The 16601-nt window shown below is 36.8% G+C and carries 14 protein-coding genes; 6 read left to right on the top strand and 8 right to left on the bottom strand.

Annotated elements, in window-relative coordinates; translation table 11 throughout:
- Nucleotides 1-53 precede the first annotated feature (53 nt).
- Complete coding sequence (locus J0L69_03515; GenBank protein ID MBN8692236.1) at nt 54-2486, top strand: T9SS type A sorting domain-containing protein; 2433 nt, start codon at nt 54-56, stop codon at nt 2484-2486.
- Here the strand turns inward: J0L69_03515 and J0L69_03520 are convergent, their stop codons facing one another.
- Nucleotides 2487-3629 (bottom strand): anthranilate synthase component I family protein, encoded by a 1143-nt coding sequence (locus J0L69_03520; protein MBN8692237.1) that lies wholly within the window; start codon nt 3627-3629, stop codon nt 2487-2489. It lies immediately after the preceding gene.
- Nucleotides 3630-3649: 20 nt separating this feature from the next.
- On the opposite strand from J0L69_03520, the gene J0L69_03525 reads away from it, so the two are divergent.
- Nucleotides 3650-4768, top strand: coding sequence for a T9SS type A sorting domain-containing protein (locus J0L69_03525; protein MBN8692238.1), 1119 nt, complete (start codon nt 3650-3652; stop codon nt 4766-4768).
- Here J0L69_03525 and hemH read toward each other — a convergent pair.
- The 7 genes from hemH to J0L69_03560 all read right to left on the bottom strand — a co-directional run bounded on the left by hemH (nt 4761) and on the right by J0L69_03560 (nt 13153).
- Entirely contained in the window at nt 4761-5768 is a 1008-nt protein-coding gene (gene hemH / locus J0L69_03530) for a ferrochelatase (GenBank protein MBN8692239.1), read from the bottom strand. The two genes, J0L69_03525 and hemH, sit on opposite strands and share 8 nt — an antisense overlap.
- The gene (locus tag J0L69_03535; protein ID MBN8692240.1) at nt 5765-6448 is read right to left on the bottom strand and encodes a lipoprotein signal peptidase; all 684 of its coding nucleotides are present in this window, start codon (nt 6446-6448) and stop codon (nt 5765-5767) included. Before J0L69_03535 ends, hemH begins: the two co-directional genes overlap by 4 nt.
- A 57-nt stretch (nt 6449-6505) precedes the next feature.
- Nucleotides 6506-6931 (bottom strand): TraR/DksA family transcriptional regulator, encoded by a 426-nt coding sequence (locus tag J0L69_03540; protein ID MBN8692241.1) that lies wholly within the window; start codon nt 6929-6931, stop codon nt 6506-6508.
- Between the two features lie 658 nt (nt 6932-7589).
- Nucleotides 7590-11126, bottom strand: coding sequence for an isoleucine--tRNA ligase (locus tag J0L69_03545; protein ID MBN8692242.1), 3537 nt, complete (start codon nt 11124-11126; stop codon nt 7590-7592).
- A 110-nt stretch (nt 11127-11236) separates the two neighbouring features.
- A complete protein-coding gene (locus tag J0L69_03550) occupies nt 11237-12196 on the bottom strand; it encodes a hypothetical protein (protein MBN8692243.1) in 960 nt (319 codons plus the stop codon).
- 103 nt (nt 12197-12299) lie between these two features.
- Nucleotides 12300-12716, bottom strand: a complete 417-nt coding sequence (locus J0L69_03555; GenBank protein MBN8692244.1) for a hypothetical protein — start codon at nt 12714-12716, stop codon at nt 12300-12302.
- Between the two features lie 11 nt (nt 12717-12727).
- Complete coding sequence (locus J0L69_03560; protein ID MBN8692245.1) at nt 12728-13153, bottom strand: RidA family protein; 426 nt, start codon at nt 13151-13153, stop codon at nt 12728-12730.
- 58 nt (nt 13154-13211) lie between these two features.
- Here J0L69_03560 and J0L69_03565 point away from each other — a divergent pair, with 58 nt between their 5' ends.
- The 4 genes from J0L69_03565 (at nt 13212) to J0L69_03580 (ending at nt 16601) form a co-directional block, all read left to right on the top strand.
- Nucleotides 13212-14135: a flavodoxin family protein gene (locus tag J0L69_03565; GenBank protein ID MBN8692246.1), complete on the top strand. Its 924-nt coding sequence runs from the start codon at nt 13212-13214 to the stop codon at nt 14133-14135.
- A gap of 119 nt (nt 14136-14254) precedes the next feature.
- Nucleotides 14255-15394: a beta-ketoacyl-ACP synthase III gene (locus J0L69_03570; GenBank protein MBN8692247.1), complete on the top strand. Its 1140-nt coding sequence runs from the start codon at nt 14255-14257 to the stop codon at nt 15392-15394.
- Nucleotides 15394-15816: a 3-hydroxyacyl-ACP dehydratase gene (locus J0L69_03575; GenBank protein ID MBN8692248.1), complete on the top strand. Its 423-nt coding sequence runs from the start codon at nt 15394-15396 to the stop codon at nt 15814-15816. Before J0L69_03570 ends, J0L69_03575 begins: the two co-directional genes overlap by 1 nt.
- Before the next feature lie 32 nt (nt 15817-15848).
- Nucleotides 15849-16601 (top strand): ABC transporter ATP-binding protein, encoded by a 753-nt coding sequence (locus tag J0L69_03580; GenBank protein MBN8692249.1) that lies wholly within the window; start codon nt 15849-15851, stop codon nt 16599-16601.

Consider the following 16601-nt stretch of genomic DNA (forward strand, 5'->3'; position numbering starts at 1 on the left):
GTAAAAAAACACTTTTTTTTGCTAATTTTAATCTTGTCTACAAAGTTTAGGTCATGAAAGCGATAAAAAATAGCTCATTTCTTGTAATCTTAACCATTTTAATATGGCCTTTTTACATTAAAAGTCAGGAAATCTCCTGCCAAAAATTAAAGAACACGGTAAATACTGCCACTTTATATCCTTCGCCGGAAAACTTACGAAGTGACACTTTCGATATTCTAAAATACACGATTTCCCTAAACATCACCGATTTTGTAACGGATACCATTCGCGGGAACACGCTTATAAAATTTAAACCTAAGTTAAACGGACAAAACAAAATCCGTCTCGATTTATTAAAGATGAAAATCGATTCGGTTAAGCTGAATAGCAGTTTGCTCACCTACACTTACAATGATACGGTTATAAAAGTGAATTTACCTGCTTCCTATAACACGACGGATACATTGAATCTGAATGTTTTTTATCATGGCAAACCACAGGGAGATCCATCCGGATGGGGTGGGTTTTATTTTAGCGGTAACTATGCATTTAATTTAGGTGTGGGGTTTGGTGCAAAGCCTCATAATTATGGAAGAGTATGGTTTCCTTGCTTCGATAATTTTGTGGAGAAGAGTCTGTATGATTTTAATATCACCACCGATGTATCGAAGAAAGCGTATTGCAACGGTGAATTAATAAATGATGTGGTGAATGGAAGTTTACGAACTCGTTCCTGGAAATTAGAAAAAGAAATTCCCAGCTATTTGGCTTCCGTAGCTGTGGCGGATTATACACAGGTTAACTGGACGGCTTCGGTAGCTTCAGGAACAGTGCCTGTAATTTTAGCTGCGCGTGCTGCGGATACAAGCGCGTTAAAGGCAGGCTTTGTGAATTTATTAAATGCGGTGAGCGGTTTCGAAAATTATTATGGGCCTTATGTATGGAATCGTGTAGGTTATTGTTTGGTTCCGTTTAATAGTGGGGCAATGGAACACGCTACTAATATTGCTTATCCTCAAGCAGCAATAAGTATTGGTTATGAAGCAACATTGATGGCGCATGAATTATCGCATCATTGGTGGGGTGATTTAATGACATGCGAAACGCAGGAAGATATGTGGCTGAATGAAGGCTGGGCCAGCTATAGTGAGTATTTATTCAGAGAATGGAAATACGGTTACAATTCTTACATCACCAATTTGATTTCAACGCATGATGATATGGTGCATTTCGCACATTTCAGAGAAGGAAAATATTGGGCGGTATCCGGCGTGCCTCATCAATACACATATGGGGATCATGTATATAGAAAGGGAGCTGTGGTAGCGCATAATTTGCGCGCTTATATGGGCGATACGGATTTCTTTAACGGAATCAAATATGTGATGGCTCAGAAGGCGTACAAAAACATGAATAGCATGGAATTTAAAAGTTTATTGGAAACTTCATCCGGTAAAAGTCTGAGTGATTTTTTTAATAACTGGGTGATGAACGGTGGTTGGCCGCATTTTTCTGTGGATTCATTAAACTATGTGCCGCAGGGTGTTGGCAGTTATATTGCAACGGTACATGTAAAGCAAAAAATCACGGGCGCGCCGGCTTATTATTCGAATGTGCCTTTGGAAATTTCTTTTTTCAATAATTTATGGCAACCTACAACAAAGTCGTTCACCATGAGCGGAGCGGCGCAAAGTTTCACTTTTGCCTTAAATTTTGCGCCGGTAATGAGTGCCATCAATTATAACGGTAAATTGTTAGATGCTTTGGTGGCTGAAGACAAAATTTACAAATCTATTGGTAGTTTTAATAACACATTGGGAAAATGTATTATTCAAGTGGTAAATAAAGGCGCAGATTCTTCATTTATACGTGTAGAACATAATTACGCAAAGCCGGATCCGTTTAAGAATAACATTGGTAATTATAAAATTTCAAACCAACATTATTGGCGAATTGATGGTGTTTTAACGCCGGGATTTCACGCGAAGTTGCATTTAAATTTCGATGGAACGAATACTACGAGTGGAAGCTTTGGGCAGTTAGATACCTGTTTGACATCCGTACAAAATGATAGTATTATTGTGTTGTATCGAAAGAACAGAGCGGATGATTGGAAATTAGTGGATAAATACACGAAATATAAAACAGGAACTAAAATGGGGAAGTTCATAATCGATACCTTACGTTTGGGTGAATATGTATTTGCCAATAAAAATGGCATCAATCCCGGAATTGGAATTCAGGAAAGTGTGAAGGGAAAATCAAATTTAAAGTTATTCCCAAATCCTGCAGGTCAGCAAGTAACTGTTCGATTAGAAAATTACACAATGCAAGGGTCAGAGCTTATTGAAATCATCAGTACAGAGGGAAAACTGGTTTTTTCAAGTTCTTTAAGTACTCAGGAGACAAAAATTGACTGTTCAGCTTTTTCCAAAGGAAATTACATCGTTAGTATTTCCAGAAACAAAAAAGTGATCGCGAGAGAAAAATTAATTCTGCAATAATTATTCGAGGGATTTAATTAAAGCCGCAGCTTTTAGTAAGCATTCTTCGTATTCTTTTTCAGGATCACACAAATGTGTAATCGCGCTTCCAACAGAAAAGGAAAGGTATTTTTCTTTTTCATTATAAAAGATGCTTCGGATTAAAACATTCAAATCAAAATCACCTTTTTCATCTATATAACCAATGGTGCCGGAAAATGGTCCGCGATTACACGTTTCAAAATCGTCAATCAATTGCATTGCTCTGATTTTTGGAGCACCGGTCATACTTGCCATTGGGAAAGTAGCATGAATGATTTCGTTGAAAGAAATTCCATCTTTCAATTCGCAACTCACGGTACTTACCATTTGGTGAACTTGTTGATAGGATTCAATGTCGTAAAGTTTTTCAACTATTACACTTCCTTTTTTAGCAATACGCGAAAAATCATTGCGGGCTACATCTACAATCATGACGTTTTCGGTACGCTCCTTCAAACTGTTTTTTAATTCGTTTTTAATCTGTTCGTCTTCATGTGAATTAGTGCTTCGCCGCGCCGTACCTTTAATGGGTTTTGTAATTAATTTGTTGCCGCGCTTACTTAAAAATAATTCGGGACTCGCACAGATGATGTAACGATCATCCAACTTAACAAGAGCAGAGTAGGGTGCCTGACTTAAGGCATTCAATTTATTAAAAACATCAAATGGATTTATCTCCGCATTTTTTGCTTCGAACGTGATACAGTAATTAATTTCATATATATCACCAAGCTGAATATGATGCTTTAGAGCTTTTACTTTTTCGATGTATTCTTCTTTACTTGTAATACATTGTAATTTTACAGGCATCGATTTCTGTTCGTCTTCCGGAATATATTCGCTAATGAGTTCAGGAGAAAAGTAAAAGCTTTGAGGAAATCGGAGTGCAGATGAGCCTTGAGAAGTTAAATTCTCAATTTTATTTTTATAATCGTAATTAAGAAAGGTAAATTGATTTTTTACTGAGTCTAAAGGAGATTCGCTAACTGAATTGCTTGCAATGGTTAAATGCCGAAAGCCAAAAGCGTGATGGTTGTTGTTGAGAATGGCAAAAGCCCTAAATTGTTTTAATTTATCATTATGCATATTGGTATTCGCAATCCGATTCGTTACTTTTATCAAATATACTTGTTTTATACATCATGCGTTTCAAGGCATTACTAATATTGTTTTTTATTTCCTTTTTTGCAAAGGCACAATTAGTAACAAATGGTTCGATTTCAGGAGCGCCTTGTGCTAATAGCGGAATCAATGTAGGTAATGCAGTAGGTTGGTCGGGTTGTGGCTTTTCACCTGATTTATGTTGTTTAGCAATGCCTTCGTATGTTGCTTCTTCTTCTGTAACACCTGTAGTTTCTCCGGATGGAGGAACCTGGTTAGGTTTAGCGGCTTTAGGTGAATGTGCGCAAACAACCATTACAGGACTAACTGCGGGACAAACTTACACGCTTTATTTTTGCGGCGCTTGTTTCGGAACAGGAACTTCTATATATAATCAGGGACCATCCTTGCCTCGTATTTCTGTTGTTGGTTCGGCATCGATTACAGTTAACATTCCAATGACGGCAAGCACATGGTACCGCTATCAATTAGTGTTTGTGGCTAATGCAGCCACCATGACATTACGTTGTGATCATTTAACAGGTAGTGTGTCTTACGCAAGTTTAGATGGCTTTAGCTTAAATCCTTCTGCACCTTGCGGTCCCATTGTATTGCCAATCGAATTAGTGAATTTCGATGTAACCGTTTTGGGGAATGATAAAGTGCATTTAAAATGGATTACCGCTATGGAAAAAAATAACGACCACTTTGTTATTGAAAGAAGTAAGGATGGTGTGTATTTTGAAGAAGTAACAAGAGTAGAAGGCGCTAAAAACAGTAATGTAAATATTTCTTACGGTGCTTACGACACAGCGCCTTTAAGCGGAATTTCTTATTATCGATTAAAACAAGTTGATACGGATGGATCATTTGAATATTCAGATTTACGAGTTGTTGAGATGAAAGGTAAAAATGATTTTACATTAGTGCCAAATCCTGCCTCAGGTGAGGTAGCAGTTAATTTCATTTGTAAGTCTGCAGCCAACGAAATTATTAATGTATATGATAATCGTGGTTATTTAGTGCTGTCAAAAGAAGTTGTTTGTTCGGAAGGCGCCAACAATACAAAACTTGATATTTCTTCTTTAAAAAACGGATTGTATTTTGTGTTTTTGAACACAAAGGATAAGACATATAAAAGTAAGCTGGTTGTTAATTAACCATTGCTTTTATAGCGTCCACCCAAACATCACTATCGTTTAAGCTTTTTACTAGCGTTACGCTTTCACCACCGTGCTCTTTAAATATTTCGTTGTATTCAGTACCGATTTCATGTATCGTTTCTAAACAATCTGCAACAAAAGCAGGGGAGAATACCAATAATTTTTTTGCACCTAGTTTGGCTAAGTCTTCAATCACTTTATCCGAATAAGGTTTTAACCAGGCATCGTCTAAGCGCGACTGAAAAGTAGAAGTGTATTTACCTTCCGGAATATTTAATTTTTTCACCAACTGTCGTGTTGTTTCCATGCAATTCGCACGGTAGCAATATTGATTATTTTCCGTAATGGCATCACAACATTTTCCAAAGTGGCAAGAATTGTTTCCGTAATGAGCGGATGCTTTTTTAATTTGTCTTTCTGGTAATCCGTGGTAGCTAAATAAAATATGATCGTAAGCGTTTAAATCAAAACCTTCTGCCGACTTAACAACTGCATTGATATAATGCGGATTGTCGTAAAATTTATTAATGATTTTAATAGTAGGAATAACTTCCCACTTCGATAATTCTTTTAAAACTAATTCGGCAGTAGAACCGCTTGATGATGACGCGTACTGCGGATACAATGGAACAAAAATAATCTCGGATGGTTTTTGTTCGCGTAAACGATTCAATACACTTTTAATAGATGGGTTTTGATAACGCATGGCCCAATCTACTATGTAATCGTTACCAAGCGTTCGCTGAACTTTTTCTGCCAGATTTTTTGTATGAATGATTAATGGAGAGCCATCGCTGCTCCAAATCTGCTGATATAATTTTGCTGATTTAGGTGAGCGAAAAGGCACGATGATCCCATTCACTAACATAAATCTTCCTGCTGCAGAAATATCAATCACGCGCGGATCATTCAAAAACTGAGTTAAATATTTTCTCACATCAGATGTTGAAGGAGAATCGGGTGTGCCAAGATTAATTAAAAGTACCGCCTTCTTCATTTTGTTTCATTTGAATTTTCCTGAACATTTTCTACGGATGTTTCAGTTGGGTTTTCGTGAGGATGATGCTGATGTTCATTGATGAATTTTTTCTGAAACACAAGAATAATTCCAACACCGGTAGATATGGCGAAGTCGGCGAAATTAAAAATAGGTCTGAAGAATTGAAAATCTTCACCGCCCCAAATTGGAAACCAATCCGGAAAATGTCCTTCATAAAGCGGAAAGTAAAACATGTCTACCACACGTCCATGTAAAAAGCCTGCGTATCCGCCTTCGGCCGGCATGAACTGAGCAACATTAAACTCATCACTCTCGCCAAATAATACACCATAAAACACCGAATCAAAAATATTTCCCATGGCGCCGGCTAAAATCAAAGATACCGACAGAATGAATCCCCAATGTTCTCCTTTTTTAACGAGCGTTGTGATATACCAAACACCTACACCGCAAGCAATAATACGAAACACACTTAAAAATAACTTTCCGTAATCGCCACCAAACTCTAAGCCAAAAGCCATCCCCGGATTTTCTGTAAAGTGAAGAATGAACCAATCGCCGGCAACGCGTGTAACTTCTCCTAAAGGATAATTCAGCTTAATGTAAATTTTAATAAACTGATCGATAAACAATACCGAGAAAATGGTAAGAAGTGGTATTTTATATTTTTTAAGCATATAAATAAAAAAGTGTCAATCCATTTTTGAATTGACACTTTAGAGTGTAAACAGTTTTTATTTGTTTTGGTTCAATTTAGCATCAATGCCAAGTGTAGCATGAGGTACACTGCGTAAACGCTCTTTAGGAATTAACTTACCGGTTACACGGCAAATTCCATACGTTTTATTTTCGATGCGAACCAACGCGTTTTTTAAATTGATAATGTACTTTTCCTGACGGGCAGCTAACTGCGCTGTTTCTTCTTTCGATAAAACATCACTTCCATCTTCCAATAATTTAAAGGTTGGAGAAGTATCATCCGTTCCGTGGTTGTCTTCGTTAGATAATGTTTGCTTTAATAATTCATAATCTGTTTGAGCTTCTTTTAATTTCTCAAGGATTAATTCTTTGAACTCAGCTAATTCTTTATCTGTATAACGAGAGCGGTTGTCTTTTGTATTAACGAATGGTTTTGGAGCTTCTTCCGCGCTCTTTTTAATTAATGGTTTTGATAAATCAATTTGTAAAGGACGGTTACGGATATAAGCTTCCATGCTACCGCCGCTTGATTTTCCTTCATTCTTTTTACGACGACCACGACCTTTTTTAATAGGCACTTCATCATCATCATCATCATCATCAGGAGGTGGAATATCACCATCTACATCTAAAACAGCCGGCTCTTCTAAATCGCCAACGATTTCATCATCCTCTTCATTTTTTTCGTAATCATCTTTTACATCAACATCTTCATCATCATCATCGTCGTCACCGCCGCGTGATTTCTTCTTTCCCTTTTTATCTTTTGAAACAGCTTTTGCTGATTTTTTAATCGCATCAATTGGCTTACCTGCCGTTTTCTTTACCATTAAATCTTTAACTGTTTTCACAGCCTTCGCCGGTTTTGCTGATTTAGCAGGTTTTGCAGGCTTAACTGGTTTCGCTGCTTTTTTAGGAGCAGGTTTAACGGTTTTTTTCGCTACCGGTTTTGCGGCTTTTTTTGCAGGTTTAGCCGGTTTTGCGGCTTTTTTTGCAGCAGGTTTTGTTACCTTTTTAGCAGGCTTAGTTGCTTTTTTTGCAGCAGGCTTTACAGCTTTTTTCGCCGGTTTTGCCTTTGCTTTTTTATTGTCTTTCTTAGCCATCTTACACTTTACTTAATCAGTTTAACTTTTCAATTGATATTAAGGTCGATATTGTTTCGTCAACTTCAACGGCATTAGCAGTTGCGGTATTTAAATCTGCTACCAGTTGCAAATCGCCGGTTAATGTCTCAGAACAAATATAACTTAAATTATTATTTATGGCCGAATTTAAGGCCTCATTTTGCTTTATTTTAACCAAAATACGATCGGTAACGTCTAATCCCTTGTCTTTACGCAGGTTTTGAATACGGTTCACAATTTCACGCGCTAACCCTTCTTGCTTTAATGGTTCGGTTAGAGTTACATCTAATGCTACAGTTAACGGACCATTATTCGCGACTTTCCAACCCGGAATGTCAACCGGAATAATTTCAACATCTTCGGTTTCAAGAACGATATCCGCTCCGTTAACAGAAACGGTGAATGTTCCGTTTTTTTCTATTCCGCTGATTATTTTGGCACCGTTTTCATTGGCAAATGCTTGAACTGCTTTCATGTTAGCCCCGCATTTTTTACCTAAGGTTTTAAAATTCAGCTTCAGGTTTTTTACAATTTGCGTTTTGCTTTCATCCACAAATTCAATTTCCTTCACGTTCACTTCAGCTAAAATTAAATCTTTTACCGCTTCAATTTTGCTTTGTGTGTCTTTGTCTAAAATAGGAATTTGTATTTTTTGTAAAGGCTGACGCACACGTAAGTTTTCTTTTTTACGTATCGATAAAATCATGGATGAAATTTTTTGAGCTAGCTCCATGCGCTGCTCTAAATTTACATCAACAATTTTTTCTTCCGGTTTTACAAACTCAGTTAAGTGTACAGATTCGAAACGTAAAGGCGTGTTGTTTTTAATAGCGTTTTCGCGAACAGGCGTGCTTAAATTTTGATATAACCATTCTCCAAAGAAAGGTGCAATCGGACTCATTAACTGAGCAACCACCATTAAACACTCGTGAAGAGTTTCATACGCCGCTTTTTTATCAGTACTCATGTCACCTTTCCAGAAACGGCGGCGGCTTAAGCGCACATACCAGTTACTTAAATGCTCATCAACAAATTCTTCAATGGAACGTGCGGCACGATGTGGTTCAAAATTTTCATAATGCGCAGTAACGTCTTTTATTAAACTATGGAGTTTAGATAAAATCCAACGGTCTAATTCCTGACGGTCTTTAACCGGAACAATATTATTTTCATCAACCAAAAATCCGTCAACGTTCGCATATAAGGCGTAAAAACCATAAGTGTTATACAACGTTCCGAATAACTGACGTTGTACTTCGCTGATGCCTTCAATATCGAATTTAAGATTATCCCAAGGTGCTGCATTTGCAATCATGTACCAGCGAGTAGCATCGGCACCAAATTTTTCTAATGTTTCAAACGGATCCACTGCGTTTCCTAAACGCTTACTCATTTTGTTTCCGTTTTTGTCTAACACCAATCCGTTACTCACTACATTTTTGTAGGCTACCGAATCAAAATTCATGGTTGCGATAGCGTGTAAGGTAAAGAACCAGCCACGGGTTTGATCAACACCTTCCGCAATGAAATCAGCAGGAAAAGCTGCGCTTTTGCCCTCACCCCCGATCCCTCTCCCCGAGGAGAGGGGAGAAATTCCGTTATCAATTAAATCTTTGTTCTCAAAAGGATAGTGCAATTGCGCGTATGGCATAGCGCCACTGTCAAACCACACATCAATCAAATCCGGTTCACGGAATAATTTTTTTCCGTTTTTCTCTAATACAATAGTATCGGCATATGGTTTGTGTAAATCAAACGTATCGTAGTTTTCTTTACTCATATCGCCCACTTTGTATTTCGCAAGCGGATTATCATTCATTACACCTTTTGCAAGTGCATTTGCAATTTCTTTTTGTAATTCTTCTGCTGAGCCAATGCAAATCTGTTCTGTTTTATCTTCGCTGGTCCAGATGGGAATTGGAATACCCCAGAAACGCGAGCGTGATAAATTCCAATCATTCAGGTTTTCTAACCAGTTACCAAAGCGACCGGTTCCTGTTGCTTCAGGTTTCCAGTTAATAGTTTTGTTCAATTCAATCATACGGTCTTTTGCCTCCGTTGATTTGATGAACCATGAATCCAATGGATAATATAAAACCGGTTTATCAGTTCTCCAGCAATGCGGATAACTGTGTTCGTAGGTTTCTTTCTTAAATAATTTACCTTCTTCCTGTAATTTTAAAACAATACGCTCATCAACACTCAGGTAAACTTTTAAATCTTTAATTTTCCCGTTGGCTTCTAATATTTTTTTCTGCTTTTCAAATTCAGCTTTCTTTTCTTCTTCGGTGTAATACGCTTCTTTTACATATTCTTCTCCGTAAAGGAAAATACCATCTTGCACTTCCGGTAAAAATTTACCGCGTTTGTCAACCAGAGTTAGAGCACCTACATTGTTTTGTTTCGCCACTCTAAAGTCATCCGCACCAAAGCTTGGCGCAATGTGAACGATACCTGTACCATCGGTAGTAGTAACGAAATCACCAACTAATACTTTAAATGCATTTCCTTCGGGTTCTGCAAATGGCAATAACTGATCGTAATGGATGCCTGCTAAATCAGAACCTTTGCAATGACCAACAATCTTAAAAGGAATGTTCTTATCACCGGGCTTATAATCTTCGAATTTTAAATCGGTGTGTTTTTCAGAGAAATATTTGTTTACTAAATCTTTTGCGAGCACAACAACCTGCGGACTTCCTGTAAACGGATTGAAACTGTTTACAAAAACGTAATCAATATCCTTACCAACTGCTAATGCAGTGTTAGAAGGTAAAGTCCAGGGAGTAGTGGTCCATGCAAGGAAGTAAAATTCTTTTTCGTCAGCTTTAAACTGATTTAATACAGCGTGTTTTTCAAATTCCTTTTTCCGGATTTTGAATTGTACAGTAGCTGTTCTGTCTTTCACATCGCGGTAACAACCCGGCTGATTTAATTCGTGTGAAGATAATCCTGTACCTGCTGCCGGCGAGTATGGCTGAATGGTGTAGCCTTTGTACAATAAATTTTTCTTGTAAAGATTTTGCAACAACCACCAAACGCTCTCAATGTATTTGTTATCGTAAGTTATGTAAGGGTCGTTCATGTTTACCCAGTATCCCATTTGAGCAGTGAGTTCTTCCCACTTATCGGTATACTTCATAACTTCCTTACGGCAAGCTTTGTTGTAATCTTCAACAGAAATATATTTCGGACTGTTTTTATTTCCGATATCTTCTTTAGTAATGCCTAAACTTTTTTCAACGCCTAATTCTATTGGTAAACCATGGGTGTCCCAACCGGCTTTACGTTTTACCTGATAACCTTGTAAAGTTTTGAAGCGACAAAAAATATCTTTAATAGCGCGCGCCATTACGTGGTGAATGCCGGGCATTCCGTTTGCGCTTGGCGGGCCTTCATAAAAAACCCATGGTGTTTTTCCCTCACGGGTAGACACTGATTTTTCGAAAGTTTTGTTTTCTTCCCAAAATTTTAAAACCTCTTTGCTGATTTGAGGTAAGTTGAGTTGCTTGTATTCAGGATATTTTTTCATCCGCTTTTTAAAAAGGAGAGCGAATTTACTAAAAATAAGCTGTAAAATAAAGATTATTTAGCCTGATAAGGCTTTTTAAATAGTTAACAACTAGAAAGGTAGAGAAATAATTAGAATCTGTATCCCACGTTAAGCCCAATGTTAAACACCGGATTTGAATTGGTATAATTTTGATTGTAGTTATAATAACCGTTAGGAGACTTAAAATCATTAGGATCATTGGCAACGAATTGACGATTGATGGTGGTGCCAATGGCGGCGTGTAGCATCATGTTAAAAGCGGGTGTAATTCTAAACAAAATCCCATTGTTAATCATAGCGTAAGATTCATTAAGTACAAATCCGTGTTTTTTATCAGAATAACCGGTTATGGGATTACCCCATTGATCTAAGGAATAATCATAGGTATAAAAGGTACCATTATATTGAGCGAAGCGAATTAACGGACCAATGAAATGAGTAATAGCATGCTTACCACTGGTGTGAAAGTAAATACCCATTCCCGCGTCAATGGTTTTGTGTGTTATCTTGTAATTGTAAATGTTTCCGTAGTAATAATTGGTAGATAAGCCAAAGCTGTTTTGCAAAGATGGCTCAAGAAACGAAGTAGACACAGGTAAGTGAATACTGAATAAACCATTTCCGAATTCGCGTAAGTAAGAAAGACTGGCAGTTCCGTTTAATAGAGCCAAAGAGTTTACAAAAACAACGTTTTTCTTTTTGGTCATTGTATTAAATTGTTCGGTGCTCTCTCTTTTACGTTGCGCCCTTAAGCTATCCATTCTTACAAAAGGAGAAACCGGGGTGTATACAATTTCTGTTTTTTGTTTGCTTTCAGGAAAAGTTTCGTGTTCACCGTTTGCGTAAATAAGCAAAGCCACATCACTTTTGTTAACGATGTAAAGCGGCCCATCGGGATTAGACTTTAATTTATATTTAACCTCGTTCGGCGTTACTTCCAAAACCTTCACTTCTAGTTTACTGTTGTCTTTTTTGAAGAGTTGATCCTGCGCAAAAAAGTTTAGCGAGAAAAAAACGAGTGAAGCAAAAATTAAAAATCTTACAGGCATGATGTTGAATTTTAAAGATTAACGCGGGGATGCCTAATTTATTATATAAATATACTAAAAAGCCCGAATTATTCGGGCTTTTTCATATTTAATTTTTGGCAGATTAATCTACCTTAATAACCAAAGTAAGTGGAGTGATTTTAAATAGCTTTCCTGTTTCTGTTTGTTTAATAACTATTTCTTCGAAAGTCACTTTGCAATTACTTTCCAAATCATGAAAGAATTTTGTCATGGCTTCTGTAATAATTCCATCGGTAAACTCATCTTTGGTTAAACTATGTTTGTAGTTGGTTTTAAAATGATAGTAAATAATTTTAAAATTCTCCGCATCCAGTCCGGTTAATTTTAATTCTTTCAAGGCTTCCATGTTTTTTTGTGTGGTGTTTCCTAATAAATCAACACCTTCCACGCTCAACTTAACGTCATCTAAAATTTTCAGTTTAGAATAGTCTTGTTTTTCGTTCTGAGAAAATACCGAAGCACAGAAGAAAAGTAATAGTATAGAAATGATTTTTTTCATGGTTGCAATGTTTAATCGATGGTTGCAATAACTTTTAATTCGATAGCAATTGGCGTTGGGAGTTTATTTATTTCTAAAGTTGTTCTGCAAGGCGCATTATCTTTAAAATACTCGGCCCAAATTTTATTATAAATAGGAAAATCGTCTTTCATGTTGGTTAAGAAAACCGTTACATCAACAATTTTATCCCAACTGCTTCCTGAATCTTCTAAAATATATTTGATGTTTCTAAAAACACTGTGACATTGAGCTGCGATATCGTAACTAATGATGTTGTTATTTTCGTCAAGTTCAACTCCCGGAATTTTTTTAGTACCTCTCTCGCGTGGCCCCACACCACTTAAAAATAATAAATTGCCAACGCGACGAGCATGCGGATATAAACCAACCGGTTCAGGCGCCTTACCCGATTCTATTTTAATGTTTTCGTTACTCATGATAAAATTTAAAAGCAAATATAAATATAAGCTTAAATTTGCGAGTAATTAATTTGTCATGAAAAAAATTCTGGTTATCTATTTTACACAAACAGGACAGGCAAAGAGCGCAATAGACGCTACGCTTAAATCGTTTGTGCAGGATAGTAATTATGAAATCGATTACGAATTAATTTCACCAAAAGTTCCTTTTTCGTATCCATGGGGTTATCAGGAATTTATGGATGCATTTCCTGAAAATGTGTTTGGAATTCCAATGGAATTGGAGCCTTTAAAAATAAATCCTGATAAAAATTATGATTTAATATTCATAGCCTATCAACCTTGGTTTTTAAGTGTATGTCGCCCCATTAGCTCGTTTTTGCAAACTCCTGAAGCGAAGAAATTACTGAATGGAAAGCCGGTCATTACAATTATTAATTGCCGCAACATGTGGTTGGGTGCGCAAGAGAAAATGAAAAAGTATTTGAAGGATTTAAACGCGAATTTGGTGGGCAATCTTGTTTTTCCGGATCATTCTTCTAATCTCACCAGTTTAGTAACTGTATTAGCATTTGAATTAAAGGGTGTGAAAGAAAAATTTATGGGCTTTTTTCCTCGATACGGAATTAATCAGAAGGATTTGGATGCGGCCTCAGGTGTTGGAGAGGAAATAAAATCATGTTTAGAAAAAAATAATTATAGTTCACTTCAACCAAAAATTGTAAAGGCTAATTTAAATTTTCTACGCGCTAATATTATGATTATGGAGGGTAGAGGTCGAGCTATGTTTCCAATCTACGCTAATTATATTCGTAAAAAAGGGAATTCAGGAAATCCTGCCCGCAAAACGCGCGTTCGCATTTTTGGTATTGTATTGCCAACAGCTATTTTACTCCTGTCGCCGATTATTACTATTGTGGCGCGTTTAACTCCAATTATTGTTCCGGGTAAAATGAAAAGGGAAATTGCCTACTATCAGCAAACGGGTTTAAAGTCTTAATGATATACCCGCTGCCACTTATTTTTCTTGTTAAAACACGTAATTAGCACAGAAATATTACTTTTGTGCCCTGACTTTAATTAAACAAAATCAATTATCTTTTGTTTAAAAGAGATAGAATGGCGAATAGCGTTTACATAAATAAAATATCCAGTTATTTACCGGGTCAACCCGTTTCAAATGATGAAATGGAGGAATACCTTGGCGTAATTGGCGGACGTAAATCGCGTTCAAAGGCAATTGTTTTGCGCAGTAACGGAATTAAAAACCGTTATTATGCGCTTACTAAAAATTCAGAGGCTACTCATACAAATGCTCAATTAACAGCTAATGCCATTAAGAAACTATTTTCAGATTCGAAGGAATTAAAGAGTGTTGAGTTACTAACGTGTGGCACAACTACTCCTGATCAACTTACGCCATCACACGCAGTAATGGTGCATGGTCTACTTCCTGAAACTTCAAATACACAGGTTATTTCTTTTAGCGGCGTGTGTTGCACGGGTATGCACGCGCTAAAGCACTCATATTTATCAGTGCTTTCCGGTGATACTCAGAATGCCGTGGTTGCTGCATCTGAAAGAACCTCGGCCATGTTGAAGCATCAAAATTTTGAAGAAGAAAACAAAAAACTGGAGTTATTAGAAACTAATCCGATTATTGCTTTTGATAAAGAATTTTTACGCTGGATGTTAAGTGATGGAGCTGCTGCTGCATACGTTACGAGTAAACCAAATGCTTCAGCACTTAGTTTAAAAGTGGAGTGGATTGAAAATTACAGTTTTGCTAATGAGGCTGAAACGTGTATGTATATGGGTGGAGAGAAATATGATGGTGGTTTAAAAGGATGGGCTGATCATCCTGTAAGCGATATTTTAGGTAAATCACTTTTTACACTAAAGCAAGATGTAAAATTATTGGATAAGAATATTGTGAAGTTTGGAGGTAAGGCTTATGCATCTTCATTAATGAAACACAATTTAAGGTCTTCAGAAATTGATTATTATTTGCCGCATATTTCCAGTATGTATTTTGCTGATAAAATTTATGCGGAGATGGAATTAACTGACACGGTGGTGCCGCGCGATAAATGGTTTTTAAATTTACCGGAAGTCGGAAATGTAGGCGCTGCATCGATCTTTTTAGCTCTTGAAGCTTTGTTGAACAGCGGGAAATTAAAGAAGGGTGAGAAAATATTTTTGTCTGTTCCGGAGAGCGCTCGTTTCTCTTATTCTAACGCTTTATTAACTGTTGTATAATGGCACTTGTAACACGCGAACATATTTTTGAATACATTCCTCAACGCAATCCTATTTGTCTTGTTCATACTATCTACGAAAGCACACAGGAAAGTGTTAAAACAGGATTTTTGGTTGAAGAGGATCATTTGTTAGTTGAGAATGGTGCATTGACGGAAGCGGGAATTACGGAAAATTTAGCGCAATCAGCGGCGGCTCATGCTGGATACATTGCCCGTCAGCATAATTTACCGCCAAAGGTTGGTTTCATTGGTAATATAAAGGATTTACAAATTCAACAACTTCCAAAAGTGGGGACAGAAGTAATCACGGAAGTTAAAATAAAAGCCTTTGTAATGAATGTTACTTTGGTTATTGTCACATCCACATGTAACGGACAGCCTGTTGCTTCGTGTGAAATGAAGATATTTTTACAAGAATAATCTTATTTTTGTGCACTCTAATGAAGATTAAAATGCAGGGTGCCCCTTTGGTAGAAATACAAAATGTTTTAAAGTCGTACAAAAACGCACCAAGACCTGCTGTAAATGATCTTTCATTAGTTATTCCTAAGCAAAGTATTTTTGGTTTGTTAGGTCCAAACGGAGCCGGGAAAACCACTCTTATTTCCATGCTTTGCGGACTGTTTTCTCCTACCAACGGAAAAATCATAACTAACGGTTGGGATACAGCGGTTGATTCCAAAAAGATTAAACAAATAATTGGAGTTGTTCCACAGGAAATCGCACTTTATCCTAAGTTAACTGCTTATGAGAATTTGTTGTTTCTCGGACACATGTATGGTATTGAAACCGATGAATTAAAACAACGAATTAAGTATAATTTGGAAGTGTTGGGTTTATTTGAACACAAAGATCAATTAATAAAAACCTTCTCTGGAGGGATGAAACGCAGGATTAATTTAATTGCCGGATTGTTACATCATCCGCAATTATTAATTCTCGACGAACCTACTGTAGGAGTTGATATCCAATCCAAAACAGCCATCATCAATTATTTAAAAAAATTGAATACCGAAAAGGGAATGACAATTTTTTACACCTCACATCATTTGGATGAGGCTGAAGATTTTTGTTCGCACATTGCCATCATTGATGAAGGGAAATTAATAACGGAAGGTTCTACAAAAGAATTAATACAAAACAACGGTTGTAATACCATAGAGGAAGTTTACCTGAAAATAACAGGAAGGAAATTCAGGGATTAA

Source organism: Bacteroidota bacterium (genome assembly GCA_017303905.1).
GTDB lineage: Bacteria > Bacteroidota > Bacteroidia > B-17B0 > Aurantibacillaceae > JAHEYG01.